The organism is Shimia sp. NS0008-38b (assembly GCF_040370365.1).
Lineage (GTDB): Bacteria > Pseudomonadota > Alphaproteobacteria > Rhodobacterales > Rhodobacteraceae > Shimia.
In genome coordinates, this window is sequence record NZ_BAABWQ010000003.1 from 660,134 (window position 1) to 675,674 (window position 15,541).

General features: G+C 58.2%; 13 protein-coding genes. 1 reads left to right on the plus strand and 12 read right to left on the minus strand.

What is annotated here, in order from left to right; all coding sequences use genetic code 11:
• Window positions 1-107: 107 nt before the first annotated feature.
• The 8 genes from ABWV47_RS15420 to ABWV47_RS15455 all read right to left on the minus strand — a co-directional run bounded on the left by ABWV47_RS15420 (window position 108) and on the right by ABWV47_RS15455 (window position 8,997).
• A complete protein-coding gene (locus ABWV47_RS15420; protein WP_353313367.1) occupies window positions 108-881 on the minus strand; it encodes an XdhC family protein in 774 nt (257 codons plus the stop codon).
• Between the two features lie 11 nt (window positions 882-892).
• Window positions 893-2,083, minus strand: a complete 1,191-nt coding sequence (locus tag ABWV47_RS15425) for a vWA domain-containing protein (RefSeq protein WP_353313369.1) — start codon at window positions 2,081-2,083, stop codon at window positions 893-895.
• Window positions 2,083-2,949: an AAA family ATPase gene (locus ABWV47_RS15430; RefSeq protein ID WP_353313371.1), complete on the minus strand. Its 867-nt coding sequence runs from the start codon at window positions 2,947-2,949 to the stop codon at window positions 2,083-2,085. The genes ABWV47_RS15425 and ABWV47_RS15430 overlap by 1 nt, the downstream gene beginning before the upstream one ends.
• Window positions 2,950-3,030: 81 nt before the next feature.
• A complete protein-coding gene (locus ABWV47_RS15435; protein WP_353313373.1) occupies window positions 3,031-5,448 on the minus strand; it encodes an aerobic carbon-monoxide dehydrogenase large subunit in 2,418 nt (805 codons plus the stop codon).
• Window positions 5,445-5,939 carry a (2Fe-2S)-binding protein gene (locus tag ABWV47_RS15440; RefSeq protein ID WP_353313375.1) on the minus strand — a complete coding sequence of 165 codons (495 nt, stop codon included), beginning with the start codon at window positions 5,937-5,939 and terminating at the stop codon, window positions 5,445-5,447. Before ABWV47_RS15440 ends, ABWV47_RS15435 begins: the two co-directional genes overlap by 4 nt.
• A 12-nt stretch (window positions 5,940-5,951) precedes the next feature.
• On the minus strand, window positions 5,952-6,785 hold the full coding sequence (locus ABWV47_RS15445) for an FAD binding domain-containing protein (RefSeq protein WP_353313377.1): 834 nt from the start codon (window positions 6,783-6,785) through the stop codon (window positions 5,952-5,954).
• 307 nt (window positions 6,786-7,092) lie between these two features.
• The gene (locus ABWV47_RS15450; protein ID WP_353313379.1) at window positions 7,093-7,713 is read right to left on the minus strand and encodes a glutathione S-transferase family protein; all 621 of its coding nucleotides are present in this window, start codon (window positions 7,711-7,713) and stop codon (window positions 7,093-7,095) included.
• 168 nt (window positions 7,714-7,881) lie between these two features.
• Window positions 7,882-8,997: an MHYT domain-containing protein gene (locus tag ABWV47_RS15455; protein ID WP_353313381.1), complete on the minus strand. Its 1,116-nt coding sequence runs from the start codon at window positions 8,995-8,997 to the stop codon at window positions 7,882-7,884.
• A 248-nt stretch (window positions 8,998-9,245) separates the two neighbouring features.
• Here ABWV47_RS15455 and aroQ point away from each other — a divergent pair, with 248 nt between their 5' ends.
• A complete protein-coding gene (gene aroQ, locus ABWV47_RS15460; RefSeq protein ID WP_353313383.1) occupies window positions 9,246-9,683 on the plus strand; it encodes a type II 3-dehydroquinate dehydratase in 438 nt (145 codons plus the stop codon).
• A 59-nt stretch (window positions 9,684-9,742) separates the two neighbouring features.
• Here the strand turns inward: aroQ and ABWV47_RS15465 are convergent, their stop codons facing one another.
• The 4 genes from ABWV47_RS15465 to hisS form a co-directional block, all read right to left on the minus strand.
• Window positions 9,743-12,100, minus strand: coding sequence for a Tex family protein (locus ABWV47_RS15465; protein ID WP_353313386.1), 2,358 nt, complete (start codon window positions 12,098-12,100; stop codon window positions 9,743-9,745).
• A gap of 114 nt (window positions 12,101-12,214) precedes the next feature.
• Complete coding sequence (gene hisG / locus ABWV47_RS15470; protein ID WP_353313388.1) at window positions 12,215-12,913, minus strand: ATP phosphoribosyltransferase; 699 nt, start codon at window positions 12,911-12,913, stop codon at window positions 12,215-12,217.
• A complete protein-coding gene (locus tag ABWV47_RS15475; protein WP_353313390.1) occupies window positions 12,910-13,995 on the minus strand; it encodes an ATP phosphoribosyltransferase regulatory subunit in 1,086 nt (361 codons plus the stop codon). The genes hisG and ABWV47_RS15475 overlap by 4 nt, the downstream gene beginning before the upstream one ends.
• Window positions 13,995-15,485 (minus strand): histidine--tRNA ligase, encoded by a 1,491-nt coding sequence (hisS, locus tag ABWV47_RS15480; protein WP_353313392.1) that lies wholly within the window; start codon window positions 15,483-15,485, stop codon window positions 13,995-13,997. The genes ABWV47_RS15475 and hisS overlap by 1 nt, the downstream gene beginning before the upstream one ends.
• Window positions 15,486-15,541: the final 56 nt, after the last annotated feature.

The following is a 15,541-nucleotide window of genomic DNA, read 5'->3' on the forward strand; positions in this document are numbered from 1 at the left end:
GTCTTAAACTGGTTGGTCAGCAACACTTGGGAAACACCCGCAGCGCTTCCTCTGTGGCTTCCTCTTTGGTCATGCCTTCGCGCGGCGCCCAAAACGCCCGCCATTTTTTACGCAAGTTTTTCATCATGCGCGCCCCCTGTTTCCAGTGCTGAATCTGCGTGACGCCACTGAACAATCTCAGCCAAAATCGACAGCGCAATTTCATGTGGATCAACCGCACCGATGTCCAAACCCGCAGGGCTCTTGAGCCGCCCTACGTGCGCCTCCTCCATGCCAGCCGCAATCAGCTTGTCACACAGCACCTGCGCCTTCTTACGGCTTGCCACCATCGACACACGCCGTGCCGGTGTTTCCAATGCGGTCCGCAACGTGTCGCGGTCACCCTGACCCTGCGAGGCCACCAACACAAAGTCACGCGACTCAATCTGCCCAACGCCTTCGCTGCCAAGGCACACCCGGAACCCGGCCAAGGTTGCATGTGCCGCCACCGCCTGAGCAATGGGAGTGTCGCCAAAAATGACCACCCGAGGCGCCTGCCGGTAGGGCTCGATCAAAAGATCCACAGTGCCGCCCGACGGACAGCCGCTCTTAAACGTCTGTACGCCGTCCGGATCCAAAAGCGTGACCACTTTATCAGAAGGCTTGACCCGGATCATACGCGGCTGACCTGACGCCAAAGCTTGCTCAGCCGCAGAGGCAACCGCGCGCTTCACACAAGTCCCCCCCAAGTGACCGACAATCTCACCACTGATGGTCACAGCCGCTTTGGCCCCTGCTTTGGCTGACGTCACATCCGCTGTGCGCACCACTGTCGCCACACAAAACGGCGCGCCGCGCGCGCGCAAATCAGCCACCGTATCGAAAATATCAAAATCCGCCATGCGGCCCTCCCTCACAGCTTCGCAAATTCTCGCTCCAACGCATCCAATGCCTCAAGCGTATTGGCGGGCAGATGCGCATCCAAATGTGGCGCGGCCGCCTGTATCGCCGCTGCCACGGGTGCATAGTCACGCCACCCCTTCAGCGGATTGAGCCAAACCACCCGGCGCGCACGTTTCCGCACCCGCGCCAAAACAGTTCCCAGCGCCGCCGCATCCGACGTGCAATACCCATCCGACAGAATTATCACGACCGTCCGCCCATTGAGCGCCCGCGCGCCATGTCCCTTCAAGAACGCGTCCAACGACCCTGCAATATCGGTGCCGCCGCCAAACCCTTCGGCCATCAGAGAAAGACGTCCCGCCGCGCGCAAGGTGTCGTGGTCGCGCATCGCATCCGTCACCCGCATTAAACGCGTGTGAAACAAATAGGCGTCGGTGCGTGTGTCACTCCCCACGAGCCCCTTTAAGAAGGCCAGGAACACGCGGGAATAAACGGTCATCGAGCCACTGACATCACACAGTGCCACGATTTGCATCGGCCGCGGCGGCCGTGCTTTGCGAAACAACTCCATCGGCTCACCGCCGCGCGCCAAACTGGCGCGCTGAATACGGCGCATGTCTAACATCCGCCCACGCAAAGCCTGCTTGCGGCGGCGCGACCGCCGATCTCGCATCGCCCGAGCAATCCGCGTGGCCGATTGCTCTGCCTCCCGCAGGCTCTCCTCATCCATCAATTCACGCAGATCACGGCGGCTCAGGTTGTCCGTCTTTGTGGCAATCAAACGCCCGTCTGTGCCTTCAGCAGCACCATCTCCACAGTCCGGGGCGAGCGTATCGTCCACGCTGTCCCCAACATCTTCAGCCGCATCTCCAAAATGCTCCTGCCACACCAAAGGTCGCGCAGACTGCACTTTCACATGCGCGCTGTTTGAAACACCTTGCCGCTGCTTGCCCGCGTTGAACCAATAGGCATCAAACAGCTCGTCAAATTTGCGCCAGCTCTCTGGATCTTGGCTCAACAACACGCACAGCGCTTCGCGCGCCTGATCCACATCTGTTGCGTCAACCTCGGACAACGCGGCCAACGCGTCCCCCGTCTCCGCCACACCAAGCGGCGCCCCATTCATACGCAAATGTGCCATGAACCCGGCCATGCGATCTGCCAGACCCTCTGCCCGGGAAGGGAAACGCGTGACCCGCATTACGCCACCTTCCCAATCAACCGATCCATCACTTCGCGCGGCGCGGCATCATAATCCGCCGCCGTTTTTAGCAAACACACCAACGTCGCCTGCACCGCTTCTGGGTTCTGCGTCATATCATTCACGCCAAGACCCGACAGCGCCGCCGCCCAATCCAGCATCTCCGCAATACCTGGCGCTTTCTCCAGTTCTTCGCGCCGCAACGCTTGCACCACGCCAACCACTTGGCGCGCCAGACGTCCCTCAACGGCAGGCATCCGCGCCCGCAAAATCGCCAGTTCCGTGTCGCGATCTGGATAATCCACATAAGCGTATAAACACCGGCGGCGCAGTGCATCTGACAGCTCACGCGTGCCATTCGCCGTCAATATCACCATCGGCCGCGTCACCGCTTTCACCGTGCCCATCTCAGGAATCGTGATCTGAAAATCCGACAAGACCTCAAGCAAATAGGCCTCAAACTCCTCATCCGCGCGATCGATCTCATCAATCAACAACACCGGCGGCTGGTCCTGTGAAATCGCCTCAAGCAAAGGGCGTTTCAAAAGGTATTCTGCGCCAAACAACGCTGCTTCACTGGTGCCACCCTGTGCTTCAGACGCCCGAATGGCCAAAAGTTGTCTCTGGTAGTTCCATTCGTAAATCGCATGCGCCGCATCCAACCCCTCGTAACACTGCAATCGGATCAGCTGCGTATCGTGGACTGCGGCCATGGCTTTGGCCACTTCCGTCTTGCCAACCCCAGCAGGGCCCTCAAGCAACAAAGGCCGCCCCAAGGCCGTCGCCAAATGCAACGCCATCGACAGGCGTTCACCTGCCACATAGCCCTCTTCCGCCAATGCGGATTGCACATCACTCACACCCATCGTGCGCCCCTTGTCGTCACTTGCCAAAATTTTCCTTGCCAGTGGGCACCGCCCGCGCATGCGGGCGGGCCTCCTGACATCTCAGCCGTGCAGGCCCAGATTGTTGGCTGTCTTCCAAATCCGCCAATGATCATGTGGCATATGGGTCTGCGTCAGCCCAAACGGACGGAACGCATCATGCACCGCATTGGAGAAGCACGGCACACCGCCAACGTTGGGACTCTCCCCCACACCTTTGGCCCCGATCGGGTGGTGTGGACTTGGCGTCGTTGTGTGATCAGTCTCGTAGTTGGGCGTCTCCCAGGACGTTGGAATGAAGAAATCCATCAGCGTCCCGGTTTTGACATTGCCCATCTCATCGTAAGCAATCTCCTGACCCAGTGCGATCGCCAACGCCTCGGTCAGACCACCATGCACCTGCCCTTCGATGATCATCGGGTTGATACGTGTGCCACAATCGTCCAACGCATAGAACTTGCGAATGTCGACTTCCCCTGTGTCCACATCGATATCAAGCACACAGATGTAGGCGCCAAACGGATAGGTCATGTTGGGCGGATCATAGTAACTCACCGCCTCAAGCCCCGGCTCCAACCCTGGAATGGCTTGGTTGTAGGCCGCAAAGGCGATTTCCTTCATGGTCTTAAACCGTTCCGGTGCACCTTTTACGGAAAAGCGGTCAATATCCCACTCCACATCATCGTCGTGCACTTCCAACAGGTAGGCTGCAATCATCTGCGCCTTGGCGCGGATCTTCCGCGCAGCCATGGCCGTCGCCGCACCCGCCACCGGGGTAGAGCGTGACCCGTAGGTTCCAAGCCCATAAGGTGCCGTATCGGTATCGCCTTCCTCCAGCGTGATATCATCCGCAGGCAAACCAATCTCAGATGCGATGATCTGTGCAAAGGTTGTTGCGTGTCCTTGGCCTTGCGAAATTGTGCCCAAGCGCGCAATCGCAGACCCCGTTGGGTGAATGCGGATTTCACAGCTGTCAAACATGCCAAGCCCAAGAATATCACAGTTCTTGACCGGCCCAGCGCCCACAATCTCGGTGAAATGCGTCAGGCCAATGCCCATCAACTTGCGGGTTTTGCCCGCGTTGAAGTCCTCGATCCGCTGCGCTTGCTCCGCCCGCAACGCATCATAGCCAACCGATGACAGCGCTTTGTCCCAAGCGGTGTGATAATCACCGCTATCATACTCCCAACCAAGTGCTGAGTTATACGGGAACTGCTCTTTCTTGATGAAGTTGATCCGGCGCAATTCCGCGGCATCCATGTTCAGCTTAATCGCCAAAACTTCGATCATCCGCTCGATGAAATACGCCGCCTCCGTCACCCGGAAGGAACAGCGATAAGCCACGCCACCAGGGGCTTTGTTGGTATAAACCCCATCCACCGCCAGATACGCCGTCGGAATGTCATAGCTGCCGGTGCAGATGTTCATAAAACCGGCTGGGAATTTGGTGGGATCGGCGCAGGCGTCAAAGCCGCCGTGATCCGCCGTGGTGTGACACCACAGCCCGGTGATCTTACCCTCTTTGGTGGCGGCGATCTTGCCCTGCATCCAATAGTCCCGCGCGAAAGCGGTGGACATCAGGTTCTCCATCCGGTCCTCAACCCATTTCACCGGCTTACCGGTGACAATCGACGCCACAACAGAACAGACATACCCCGCATAGGCTCCAACTTTGTTGCCAAAGCCGCCACCGATGTCAGGCGAAATCACCCGAATGTTGTGTTCTGCAATACCAGAGATCAGTGAGACCACGGTACGGATCGCATGAGGTGCTTGGAATGTGCCATACAACGTCAGCTTGCCAGTCACCTTGTCCATGCTGGCCACTGAACCACAGGTTTCAAGCGGACACGGGTGAGTGCGGTGATAATACACCATCTCCTCTGCCACCACGTCAGCTTCCGCCAACACAGCCTCAGTCGCTTCTTTTTCACCCTGCTCCCATGTGAAGATATGGTTGTGGTGTTTGCGTGGCCCATGTGCGCCTTCGGTCTGACCTTCCAGGTCTTCGCGCAGCACAACATCCGACTTGAGCGCCTCAAACGGGTCAACCAACACCGGCAGTTCTTCGTATTCGACCTCAACCAGTTCCACCGCATCCGCAGCAGCATACCGATCTTCAGCCACAACAAAGGCAACCTCTTGGCCCTGGAACAGCACTTTGCCATCGGCCAGAACCATCTGTTTGTCACCGGCCAGCGTTGGCATCCAGTGAAGCCCCAGTGGCGCCAGCTCTTCCGCAGTCAGAACCGCAATAACACCGGGCACCGCCATCGCGGCTTCGCTGTTGATGCTGACAACTTTGGCATGCGCATACGGCGAGCGGACAAAATCGCCAAACAACATCCCATCCATTTTGATGTCGTCAACATAGTTGCCACGGCCCTGCGTAAAGCGCACATCCTCAACCCGCTTACGAGAAGAGCCCATGCCCTTCAGATTGGCCGCGCGCTGTTCGGGGGTTAACGTTTGCTCGTTCATTCTGCCGCCTCCTTCTGCGCATTCAGCGTGTCTGCTGCTGCGGCGATGGATTTCACGATATTCTGATACCCGGTACAGCGGCATAGGTTGCCAGCCATCCCAAACCGAATGTCTTCTTCAGTCGGCGTTGGGTTTTCTTGCAGCAGACGGTGGGCACGGGTGATCATCCCGGGTGTGCAAAACCCGCACTGCAGACCGTGGTGCTCACGAAACATCTCTTGGATCACACCAAGCGAACCGTCGTCATTCACCAGACCCTCTACGGTGGTCACATCTTTGCCCTGCGCCTGCGCCACAAAGACGGTGCAGGATTTCACCGACTTACCGTCCATATCAACCGTGCAAGCCCCGCAGTGGGAGGTCTCACATCCGATGTGCGGCCCGGTGATGTTCAGGTTTTCCCGTAAGAAATGGATCAACAACGTGCGCGGCTCGGCGAGGCCTTCAACCTCTTTGCCATTCACGTTTAACTTCACATGCATCTTTGACATGTTTCTCTCCCCCTAGCTCGCTCGGCTCTGGGCACGTGCAATCGCACGGCGCAGGATCACAGCAGCCACATGGTTTTTGAATTCAACAGGCCCGCGGTTGTCCTCAACAGGATCAATCGCGCCCAACATCGCAGCCACACAACCGTCGACGTCACCTGACGCCAAGGCGGCGCTTGCGTCTGAAGACCAGATCGGCGTGTCAGCAAGATTGGTCATCGCCACCGACGCAGTGCCGCCGCCAATCATCACCGCCGCAGCCGCAGTCGCGTAGTCACCAATTTTGCGCTTTTGCTTCTCGTAGGCATACCCGGTGCCCGCCGCAGGCCGCGGAATCATAATGCGCGTCAGAATTTCTTCGTCATCACGCGCGGTGAAATAGGCCGCTTCGTAGAAATCACGCGACGCCACCGAACGCACACCGTCCGGACCGCTCAATTCAAAACTGGCGTCCAAACACTGCATGAGCCCCGGCATGTCGTTGCCCGGGTCACCATTGGCAACATTGCCCCCCACGGTGCCAACATAGCGCACCTGCGGGTCGGCAATCAAAAGCGCCGCCTCTCTCAGGAGTGGTACGGCTTGCACAAGCCCTGCATCGGTGATCAGCTCATGTTGCGTGACCATCGCCCCGATGGTGACAGTGTCGCCACTCACCTCAATGCCTTTGAGCGCCTCAATGTCCTGAAGATCAATCAAGTGGCCCATTTCGGCCATCCGCAGCTTCATCATTGGGATCAGGCTGTGCCCGCCCGCGATCACACGCGCTTCATCTCCATGCTCTTGCAAAATCGAAACCGCCGACTCGACGTCGGCCGGCCGGTGGTATTCGAACCCGGCTGGTATCATCTGGTCTGTCCTCCCTTGCCCGCCACATGCGAGCCTCCGATTTCAGTGCACCAAGGGAGGGCAGTCTCAGACCAGTGTTCAAAAACAGGCCGCGTGGTTCATTGCACGAGTTGCGAATAGGCTTCACGAGGTGCGAACTCACCTTGAATAGAGAGAATCTTGTGCAGCATCAAAGTGCGCCGCCCTTTTCGTGAAAATGCGGGCGGGTCGATGGCCAAAGCCGAAAGCCAGGGTCGGTGATGGCCCCAACTTGCCAAATCTTTCCAACGCAACGGCTGTCGGCATCGTGTCTGAATTGAGCCTGCGTTTAGGGGATGCCGTTTTGGCAGTACTCTTTGAAGCCGGGTCTTGAAGCCAAGCGGTTCATCCAAGAAGCGACAGCAGGTAGCGCCGGACGATCCATAGGAGTGAGTTCCCAACGGTTTGTCGACAGCGCCAGTACAATGTCGGCCAAAGTGAACATGTCTCCGCAGACATATTGACCAGATCCCATGAGATGCATGTTCAACGAAGACATGGCGGCGTTCCAGCCATGGACGCTTTGTAGCTGGCGATCAGCATCCTCAAACTCCGGATGTTGCCGCACTTTCCCCATGAAGGCCTCTCGCCAGACCGTGTTTAGATCGGTTGCTTGCCAATCCATCCAAGCCTCCACGATAGCCCGTTGCTTTGGCGCATCTGGCAAAAGATCTGTGCGGCGTTCGCGTGTTGCGAGGTATCGGCAGATTGTATTTGACTCAGTCAGAACCAGATCGTCGTCAATGAGAACCGGGACAAGACCTTTGGGATTGATCGCGAGGAAATCGCGATCACATGTCTCACGTGTCAGACCGCCCCAATCTTCAAGCTCCGGCGTAAGTTTAAGCTCTGCGCACGTCCAAAGGACCTTTCTGACATTGATCGAGTTTTGCTGGCCAAGAAGTTTCATGTGTGAACTATGTTGCGATGAGCAATGCGGTTCAAGTGCTGAAAACAGGTTCTTCTAGGGTGGGAATCTGACGCACCCGTAAACGACAAAGACACGTGGTGGTCGGTTTCAATGGGTCACCTCGTCCGACGCAGCAGACATCCATCGCCCCCCCTCAACCCTTCCCAATCACAAGCCTAACGCCTCCCTGAGTGGCGCCAAACGCGACCGGCTCACCGGTACTTTGCTCAGCGAGTCGACATCCTCAAAGTAGAGCGTACCGTTGTCTTTCTTGCGTTCAAAGCTGCTGACATGCGCCGGATTGACCAAATAACTGCGATGCGTTCGCAGAAAACCCGCGCCATCAAGCCGGGTGGCTGCTTCGGTGATGGACCACGGACAAAACAGCTTCTCTGCATCCAGATAAAGCACCGTGTAGTGCCCCTCAGCCCGGATGGCCGCCACCTGGCTGGGCTCGGCAAAAAACGTCTGTCCTTCGCGCTCATATGGCACGCCTGCGGTGGGCTTTGCGGGTGTGACCTCCGCTTGGGGGGCGAGTGGTGTAGGCTGCGCGGAGCCTCTACCTTCCTCTGCCGCGGTTGGCGCAATGAAGGTAATGCCCGTGAGCAGGAAGGCGCCACAGATCAAAAACACCGTCAGCGTCACGCCCATCGCCAGAATTTGATTGTCCAGCGCAGGCCCGGCAACATTGGCCACATCACTGGGCGCAAACGCCGTCAGGCCAATCGCCACAAAATGCATCGAGAACACAGCAAACCCAAAACAAACCGTGCCCAACACAATGTTGCGTTGAGTACGCGTGTCATACGCGACCCAAATTGCCAGGATCGAGAGCACCACAGATGCCGCCGTCGACAGCACCACATCCAACATGCCATAGACCGGTTTGCACAGCTGCATTCCCGCCATGCCGACATAGTGCATCACCACGATGCCCAACCCGACAATCACGCCCGCCCCGACAATCATCTGCGGGCTACGTGATCTGAAATGCAGCAACAACAGCGCGAGTCCCACCATCAAGATGGCGACCAGCGCCGACATCAAAGTGATCAATGCGTCATAATAAAACAGGATCGGCAGCTGTAGCCCCAACATGGCCACAAAATGCATCGACCAAATGCCGCCACCCAATATGACCGCAGCCAAAGCCACCACAATTTTGCGGCGCGCATCGGGCAAGGCATTGGCACCGCGCGTCAAAGACAGCCCCGTAAACCCGGCCATCAACGCCACAGCCAACGACGTGGCCACAAGCCACGGGTTGTGCGAAAAGTCCAACACCCGCTGCAATCCTCCCCAATCGCTGCCGTTTCGGTCGCTGGAGCGACGCTATCAAACCCCGACCGGCGGCGCAATTTGCACGTGCGCGATTTTCCCTGTGACGAGGATTGCATCATCCCTCAAATCATCGGCGCTTCCAAAGCTGTCCGCGGCAAATCGGAAACAGCGCACTCATCTGAACTGCGCAAAGACTTGCTCACGCCGGACTTTTGCGGCTAGGTCGATACAACAACAAAGGTGACCAGACGATGAGCGGTACAATCTACATTTTAAACGGCCCAAACCTGAACCTTCTGGGCAAACGCGAAACCGACATCTACGGCACCAGCACGCTTGCAGATGTCTCCAGCAACTGTGCGAAAGTTGGCGAGGAGTTCGGGCTTGCGGTGCACCTGCTGCAATCCAATCACGAAGGCCAGCTGATTGATTGGATTCACGAGGCCCGCGACAACGCGCAAGGCATCATCATCAACCCTGCGGCCTACTCTCACACGTCTGTGGGATTGCTCGATGCGCTTAACACTTTTGAAGGCCCGGTGCTGGAAGTGCATATCTCCAACATCCACAAACGTGAAAAGTTCCGCCACCATTCCTTTGTGTCCGCGCGTGCAGAGGGCGTGATCGCAGGCTTTGGCATTGAAGGCTATGCGCTTGCGATGCGCCACATGGGGGCGTTGCTGGCCTAACTTGTGCTATCAGCACCGGCCGCCCGCTCCCCAATTTTAGCACTGGCCCGCAGTACCAATCACTTCTTGCGCATCGCATCCAACAAGGCTGCGCCCAGCGCCCCATTGCCAGCGTCCGGCTTGCCACCAGGCTTGGGTTTGGCGCTATGAGAGCCGCCGCCACCACGCGGACCTTGACCTTTCGGTGCAGGCCCACCCCGGCCTTTGCCTCCAAATCCAGACCGCGCATTACGATCCTCCTTGGCGGAGGCACCACCGTCTTTGCGCATCGAAAGCCCAATCCGTTTGCGCGGCGCATCCACCTCGGTCACGGTCACTTTCACCACATCTCCGGCTTTCACCACCTCATGCGGGTCTTTTACAAATCGGTCCGCCAATTGGCTGACATGCACCAGACCATCCTGATGCACCCCAACATCCACAAACGCCCCAAAGGCCGCCACGTTGGTCACAGTGCCTTCCAGCACCATGCCCGGCTTCAGGTCGGAAATCTCTTCCACCCCATCCGCAAATGTTGCTGTCTTAAACGTTGGCCGTGGATCGCGCCCCGGCTTCTCCAGCTCGCTCAGAATGTCACGCACTGTGGGCAGGCCAAATTTTTCAGACACAAAGTCCTCGGCCTGCAACCGCTTCAATGCGGCTCCGTCGCCCATCAGACTGCGCACATCCCGCCCACAAGCCGAGACAATTTTGCGTGCCACATCATAGGCTTCCGGGTGCACTGAGCTCGCATCAAGTGGCTCTTTGCCATCCGTGATGCGCAAGAACCCGGCGCATTGCTCAAACGCCACCGGTCCCAAACGCGCCACTTTCAACAAGTCTTTGCGCGCTGCAAAAGCCCCGTTTTCATCGCGATGCGCCACAATCGCCTCCGCCAGTCCGGGCCCAAGGCCGGACACATGCGCCAGCAAGGGAGCTGAGGCCATATTCAAATCCACACCCACCGCGTTCACCGCATCCTCAACCACCGCTTCCAGTGATTTGCCAAGCCGGTGCTGGTCCACATCATGTTGATACTGCCCGACACCAATGGACTTGGGCTCAATCTTCACAAGCTCTGCCAGCGGATCCTGCAAACGCCGCGCAATCGACACCGCCCCGCGCAGAGACACATCCAAATCCGGGAATTCCCGCGCCGCCAGCTCGCTCGCAGAATAGACAGACGCACCTGCTTCGCTCACCACAACCTTTGTTGGAGCTGTCACACTGGACGGCAAGAGCTTCAACGTGTCCGCCACCAAACGTTCCGTTTCGCGGCTTGCCGTGCCATTGCCAATCGCAATCAACGCAATGTCATGTTTGGCGATCAGCCCCAAAATGGCAGCCTCTGCGCCGCGCACGTCCTTTTTGGGCTGAAACGGATAAAGCGTCGCCGTGTCCAAGACTTTGCCCGTGGCATCCACCACCGCCGCTTTCACCCCGGTGCGAATACCTGGATCAAGACCCAATGTCGCCTTCGCACCCGCCGGGGCGGCCAACAACAAGTCTTTGAGGTTACGTGCAAAAACCTGAATTGCTTCTTCCTGCGCACGTCCGCGCAGATCGCCCATCAAATCGACTGTCATGGTCAGGCTCAGCTTCACCCGCCACGTCCAACCGGCCACTTTTCGCAACCAAACATCGCCGGGCGCATCACTGCGCGTGTCCAAATGGCTTGCCACCATCTCCTCGGCCCGCGCCTTGCCTGTGTCGGCATCCGGCCCAATGTCCAGCGTGATCACACCTTCTTTGGAGGCCCGCATCATCGCCAACGCCCGATGGCTTGGCACCTTGGACCACAGTTCTGTGTGTTCAAAGTAATCCGAAAACTTCGCGCCAGCCTGCTCTTGCCCGGCGATGACCTTGGCGGTCACCATGGCCTCTTTCTGCAGAAAACTGCGCAGCTCGCCCAGCAGCACCGCATTCTCTGTCAGCCCTTCAGCCACAATATCACGCGCGCCATCCAGCGCCGCTTTCACATCCACCACGGCCTCGCTCACATAACCCGCCGCCAATGTCTCTGGATTGGCACGACGATCCGCCATGATCGCCTCGGCCAATGGTGCCAAACCATTTTCCCGCGCGATCATCGCTTTGGTGCGTCGTTTTTTCTTGTAAGGCAGGTAAATGTCTTCCAGCGCCGCTTTTGTGTCCGCCCCCACAATGGCCTTGGCCAAATCGTCGGTCATCTTGCCCTGCTCTGTGATCGACGCCACAACACTTTCGCGACGTGTCTCAAGCTCCCGCAGATAGCTCAACCGGTCCGCCAATGTCCGCAGCTGCGTGTCATCCAAGCCGCCAGTCACCTCCTTGCGGTAGCGCGCTACAAACGGCACCGTCGCCCCTTCATCCAACAGGTTTACAGCCGCGCCAACCTGTGCGGGTTTGGCGGCGATCTCTGTGGCGATGGTGCGAAAAATGCGGCTGCTTGTGTCCACGGGTCAACTCTCCTTGCGACGTTGGGACACCCTTCTTAGCACCGCGCACGGCCACGCCAAGAGGGGATTTCCCCCGCTCGGCGCAAACCTAAGTTTTGATGGTCAAATTTTTGCTCAGCCGTCCAGCCCAAGCGTCTCCAACAAGGCGGCCATATTGGCGCGCTCCGCATCGTCCATCTGAGCCTTGCGGCTGCGGAACAACGTGGCCTGTGACTTGAGCACCAAAGCATCGGACAGAATTTTCAGGTGATTGGCCCGCAGCGTATCCCCGGATGAGGTGATATCTGCCACGCCTTCGGCCGTCATATTCTTGATCGTGCCCTCGGTGGCACCTTGGCTGTCAACCAGCTGATAATCCGCCACACCATTGTCCTGCAAAAACTCGCGGATCAACCGGTGGTACTTTGTCGCCAACCGCATCCGGAAACCATGCTTGGCCCGAAACGCCGCCGCCGTCGCATCCAAATCTTCCAACGTGTCCACATCGACCCAACATCCCGGAACCGCGATGATCAGGTCCGCATGGCCAAAGCCGAGTTCAGCCATCTCTTGCACTTGCTGTTCCCACTGGCCCAGCTTTTCGCGCACCAAATCCGTGCCCGTCACGCCAAGATGGATACGACCCGCCGCCAATTCACGCGGGATTTCCCCGGCTGACAAAAGCACCAGCTCCACGCCGTCCACGCCATCTACCGCACCGGCATATTCTCGAGACGATCCTGTCCGGCTCAGCGTCACACCGCGTGCGCCAAACCAATCAAAGGTCTTCTCCATCAATCGCCCTTTGGAGGGCACACCCAATTTGATGGTCATGCCGCATCCTCCAGATCAACCAGAATACCGGGGCGGATCACGCCCCCAACCGCTGGAATTTCCTGCCCCTGACCCAACACTTGGGTCAGTGCATCATACCGGCCACCCGTGGCCACCGGAGGCAAATCCGCCCGTCCCGGTACATAGAACCCAAAGACAAAACCGTCGTAATATTCCATAGACGTGCGGCCGTAGCTCGCTTCAAACTCAAGCTGCTCCACATCCACGCCACGCGCCTCAAGCGCCTGCATCCGGTCGCGAAGGCGAAACGTCGCTTCGGTGATGGCGGGCATATCGACCGCCAAATCCCGGATGTGCTCCAGCGCGTTGGGCAAGGTTTCTCGCACGTTCAGCAAGGCTTCGATCAATTCCACCTGCAACGGCGAAATTGGCTCTGCCGCCACATCCGCCCGCAAGCTTTCGATACGTTCCGACACCTCAGCCTGAGAGCGCAGACCAATGTCTGGAAACGCATGTGCCATCGGGTCTTCCGCCGCCAACAACGCCGCACGGCTTGCAGGCATCTCCGCTTTGCCAGAATACCGATCCAACAGCGCCTTAAACTTACGGGGGCGCCAGATATGACGCGCCAGTGCGAGTTTGCGCCGCTCAGTGGTCTCAAGCCCCGCCACAGCCGCCGCCAGAATGCCAATGTCCCCGGTTGAGGCACGCAGTTCTACACCCTTGAGCGCGTCTTGCATCACGGCAAACACTTCCGCATCTGCCGCCGCTGGATTCTCGCGGTCAAACACCTCATAGCCAACCTGCAAATACTCATTGGCCCGCGCCGGGTCGTCTTCTTGGCGACGAAACACTTCGCCCGCATAGGTATAGCGCGCAGGTTCTGCCCCGTGCGCCATATGCATCTGCACCACAGGCACCGTGAAATCAGGGCGCAGCATCTGTTCGCCACGCAGCGCATCTGACGTCACATAGGCACGTCCACGAATGTTCTCGCCATACAGATCCAGCAAAGCGTCCGCTGGCAACAGCACCGGCATCTCCACCGGCAAAGCGCCAGCCGCCTCAAATTCCGCGGACAGCTTTGCCGCCCGCGCTCTGATTTTCGCTTTGTCCGCCATCAGCCCGCCTGCCCCTCAAGGATTTCGCGCACTTTGGCGACCAATTCACTGCGGGGAACTTCAAACTGGCTGGGCCGCTCTTTCCACTCTTCATGGGTCGCGGTCTCGGCAATCTTTGCGCCCAAGATCAAGTCCTTGATCTGAACCACACCGCGATCTTTCTCATCGCCGCCTTCAATGACCGCCACAGGAGAATTGCGCTTATCCGCATATTTCAGCTGATTGCCAAAATTCTTGGGATTGCCAAGGTACACTTCGGCGCGAATGCCCGCATTGCGCAGGTCAGAAACCATTGACTGGTAGTCCGCCATACGGTCGCGATCCATCACGGTCACCACAACCGGACCAGTGGCCACACCACCCATCCGACCCTTTTCACGCAGCGCCGCCAGCAAACGGTCCACGCCAATGGACACACCAACTGCGGGCACTTCCTGTCCGGTGAACCGCTTCACCAATCCATCATAGCGCCCACCACCCGCGACCGAGCCAAACTGCCGCTTGCGACCCTTCTCATCGAGGATCTCAAATGTCAGTTCCGCTTCAAACACCGGGCCTGTGTAGTAGCCAAGGCCGCGCACAATGCTCGGATCAATCTCGATCCGGTCACTGCCATACCCACCGGCCGCCAACAGCTCACCGATCTGCTCCAGCTCCGCGATCCCCTCAGCCCCTACAGCGGAGCCACCGACAGCACCGCGCAGGTTCTCAAAGGTTTTGGCCACGTCATCCGCCTTAGAGGTCAGAAACGCGATCACCGGTTCCACCTGATCATCAGACAGGCCCACGCCGTCGATGTAAGCACCAGAGGCGTCCAAACGCCCCTTGCCCAGCAATTCGCGCACGCCACCTGCGCCAACTTTGTCAAATTTGTCGATGGTGCGCAGCACATTGTCTTTGGCAGCCTGATCATCGCCAAGCCCCATAACCTCCAGTACGCCGTTCATAACTTTGCGGTTGTTGACCCGCACCAGATAGTCACCGCGTGGAATGCCCACGGTCTCCAATGTGTCGCTGAGCATCGCACAAATCTCTGCATCTGCGGCCATGCTGGATGTGCCAACAGTGTCCGCATCACATTGATAAAACTGACGATACCGCCCGGGGCCGGGCTTCTCATTGCGCCACACCGGGCCCATCGCATAGCGACGGTACGGGTTGGGCAAATCATTGCGGTGCTGCGCATAGACCCGCGCCAACGGGGCGGTCAGATCATAGCGCAACGCCATCCAATCGCCATTGTCTTTTTCGTCAAACTCCTGCCACGCAAACACACCTTCGTTTGGGCGGTCCACATCCGGCAAAAACTTGCCCAGCGCTTCGACGGTTTCCACAGCGCTGCTCTCAAGGGCCTCAAAGCCATAGCGATGATACACCCCAGCGATCTGATGCAGCATCTCGGCGCGCTCAGTCACCTCAACGCCGAAATAGTCGCGGAAGCCCTTTGGCGTAACTGCCTTGGGGCGCGGGGCTTTCTTCTGCTTGGCCATGTCCATGGTCCCTGTGTGTGAATTACGCCTGTGCCTTTACCGAATGCCCTGCGGAG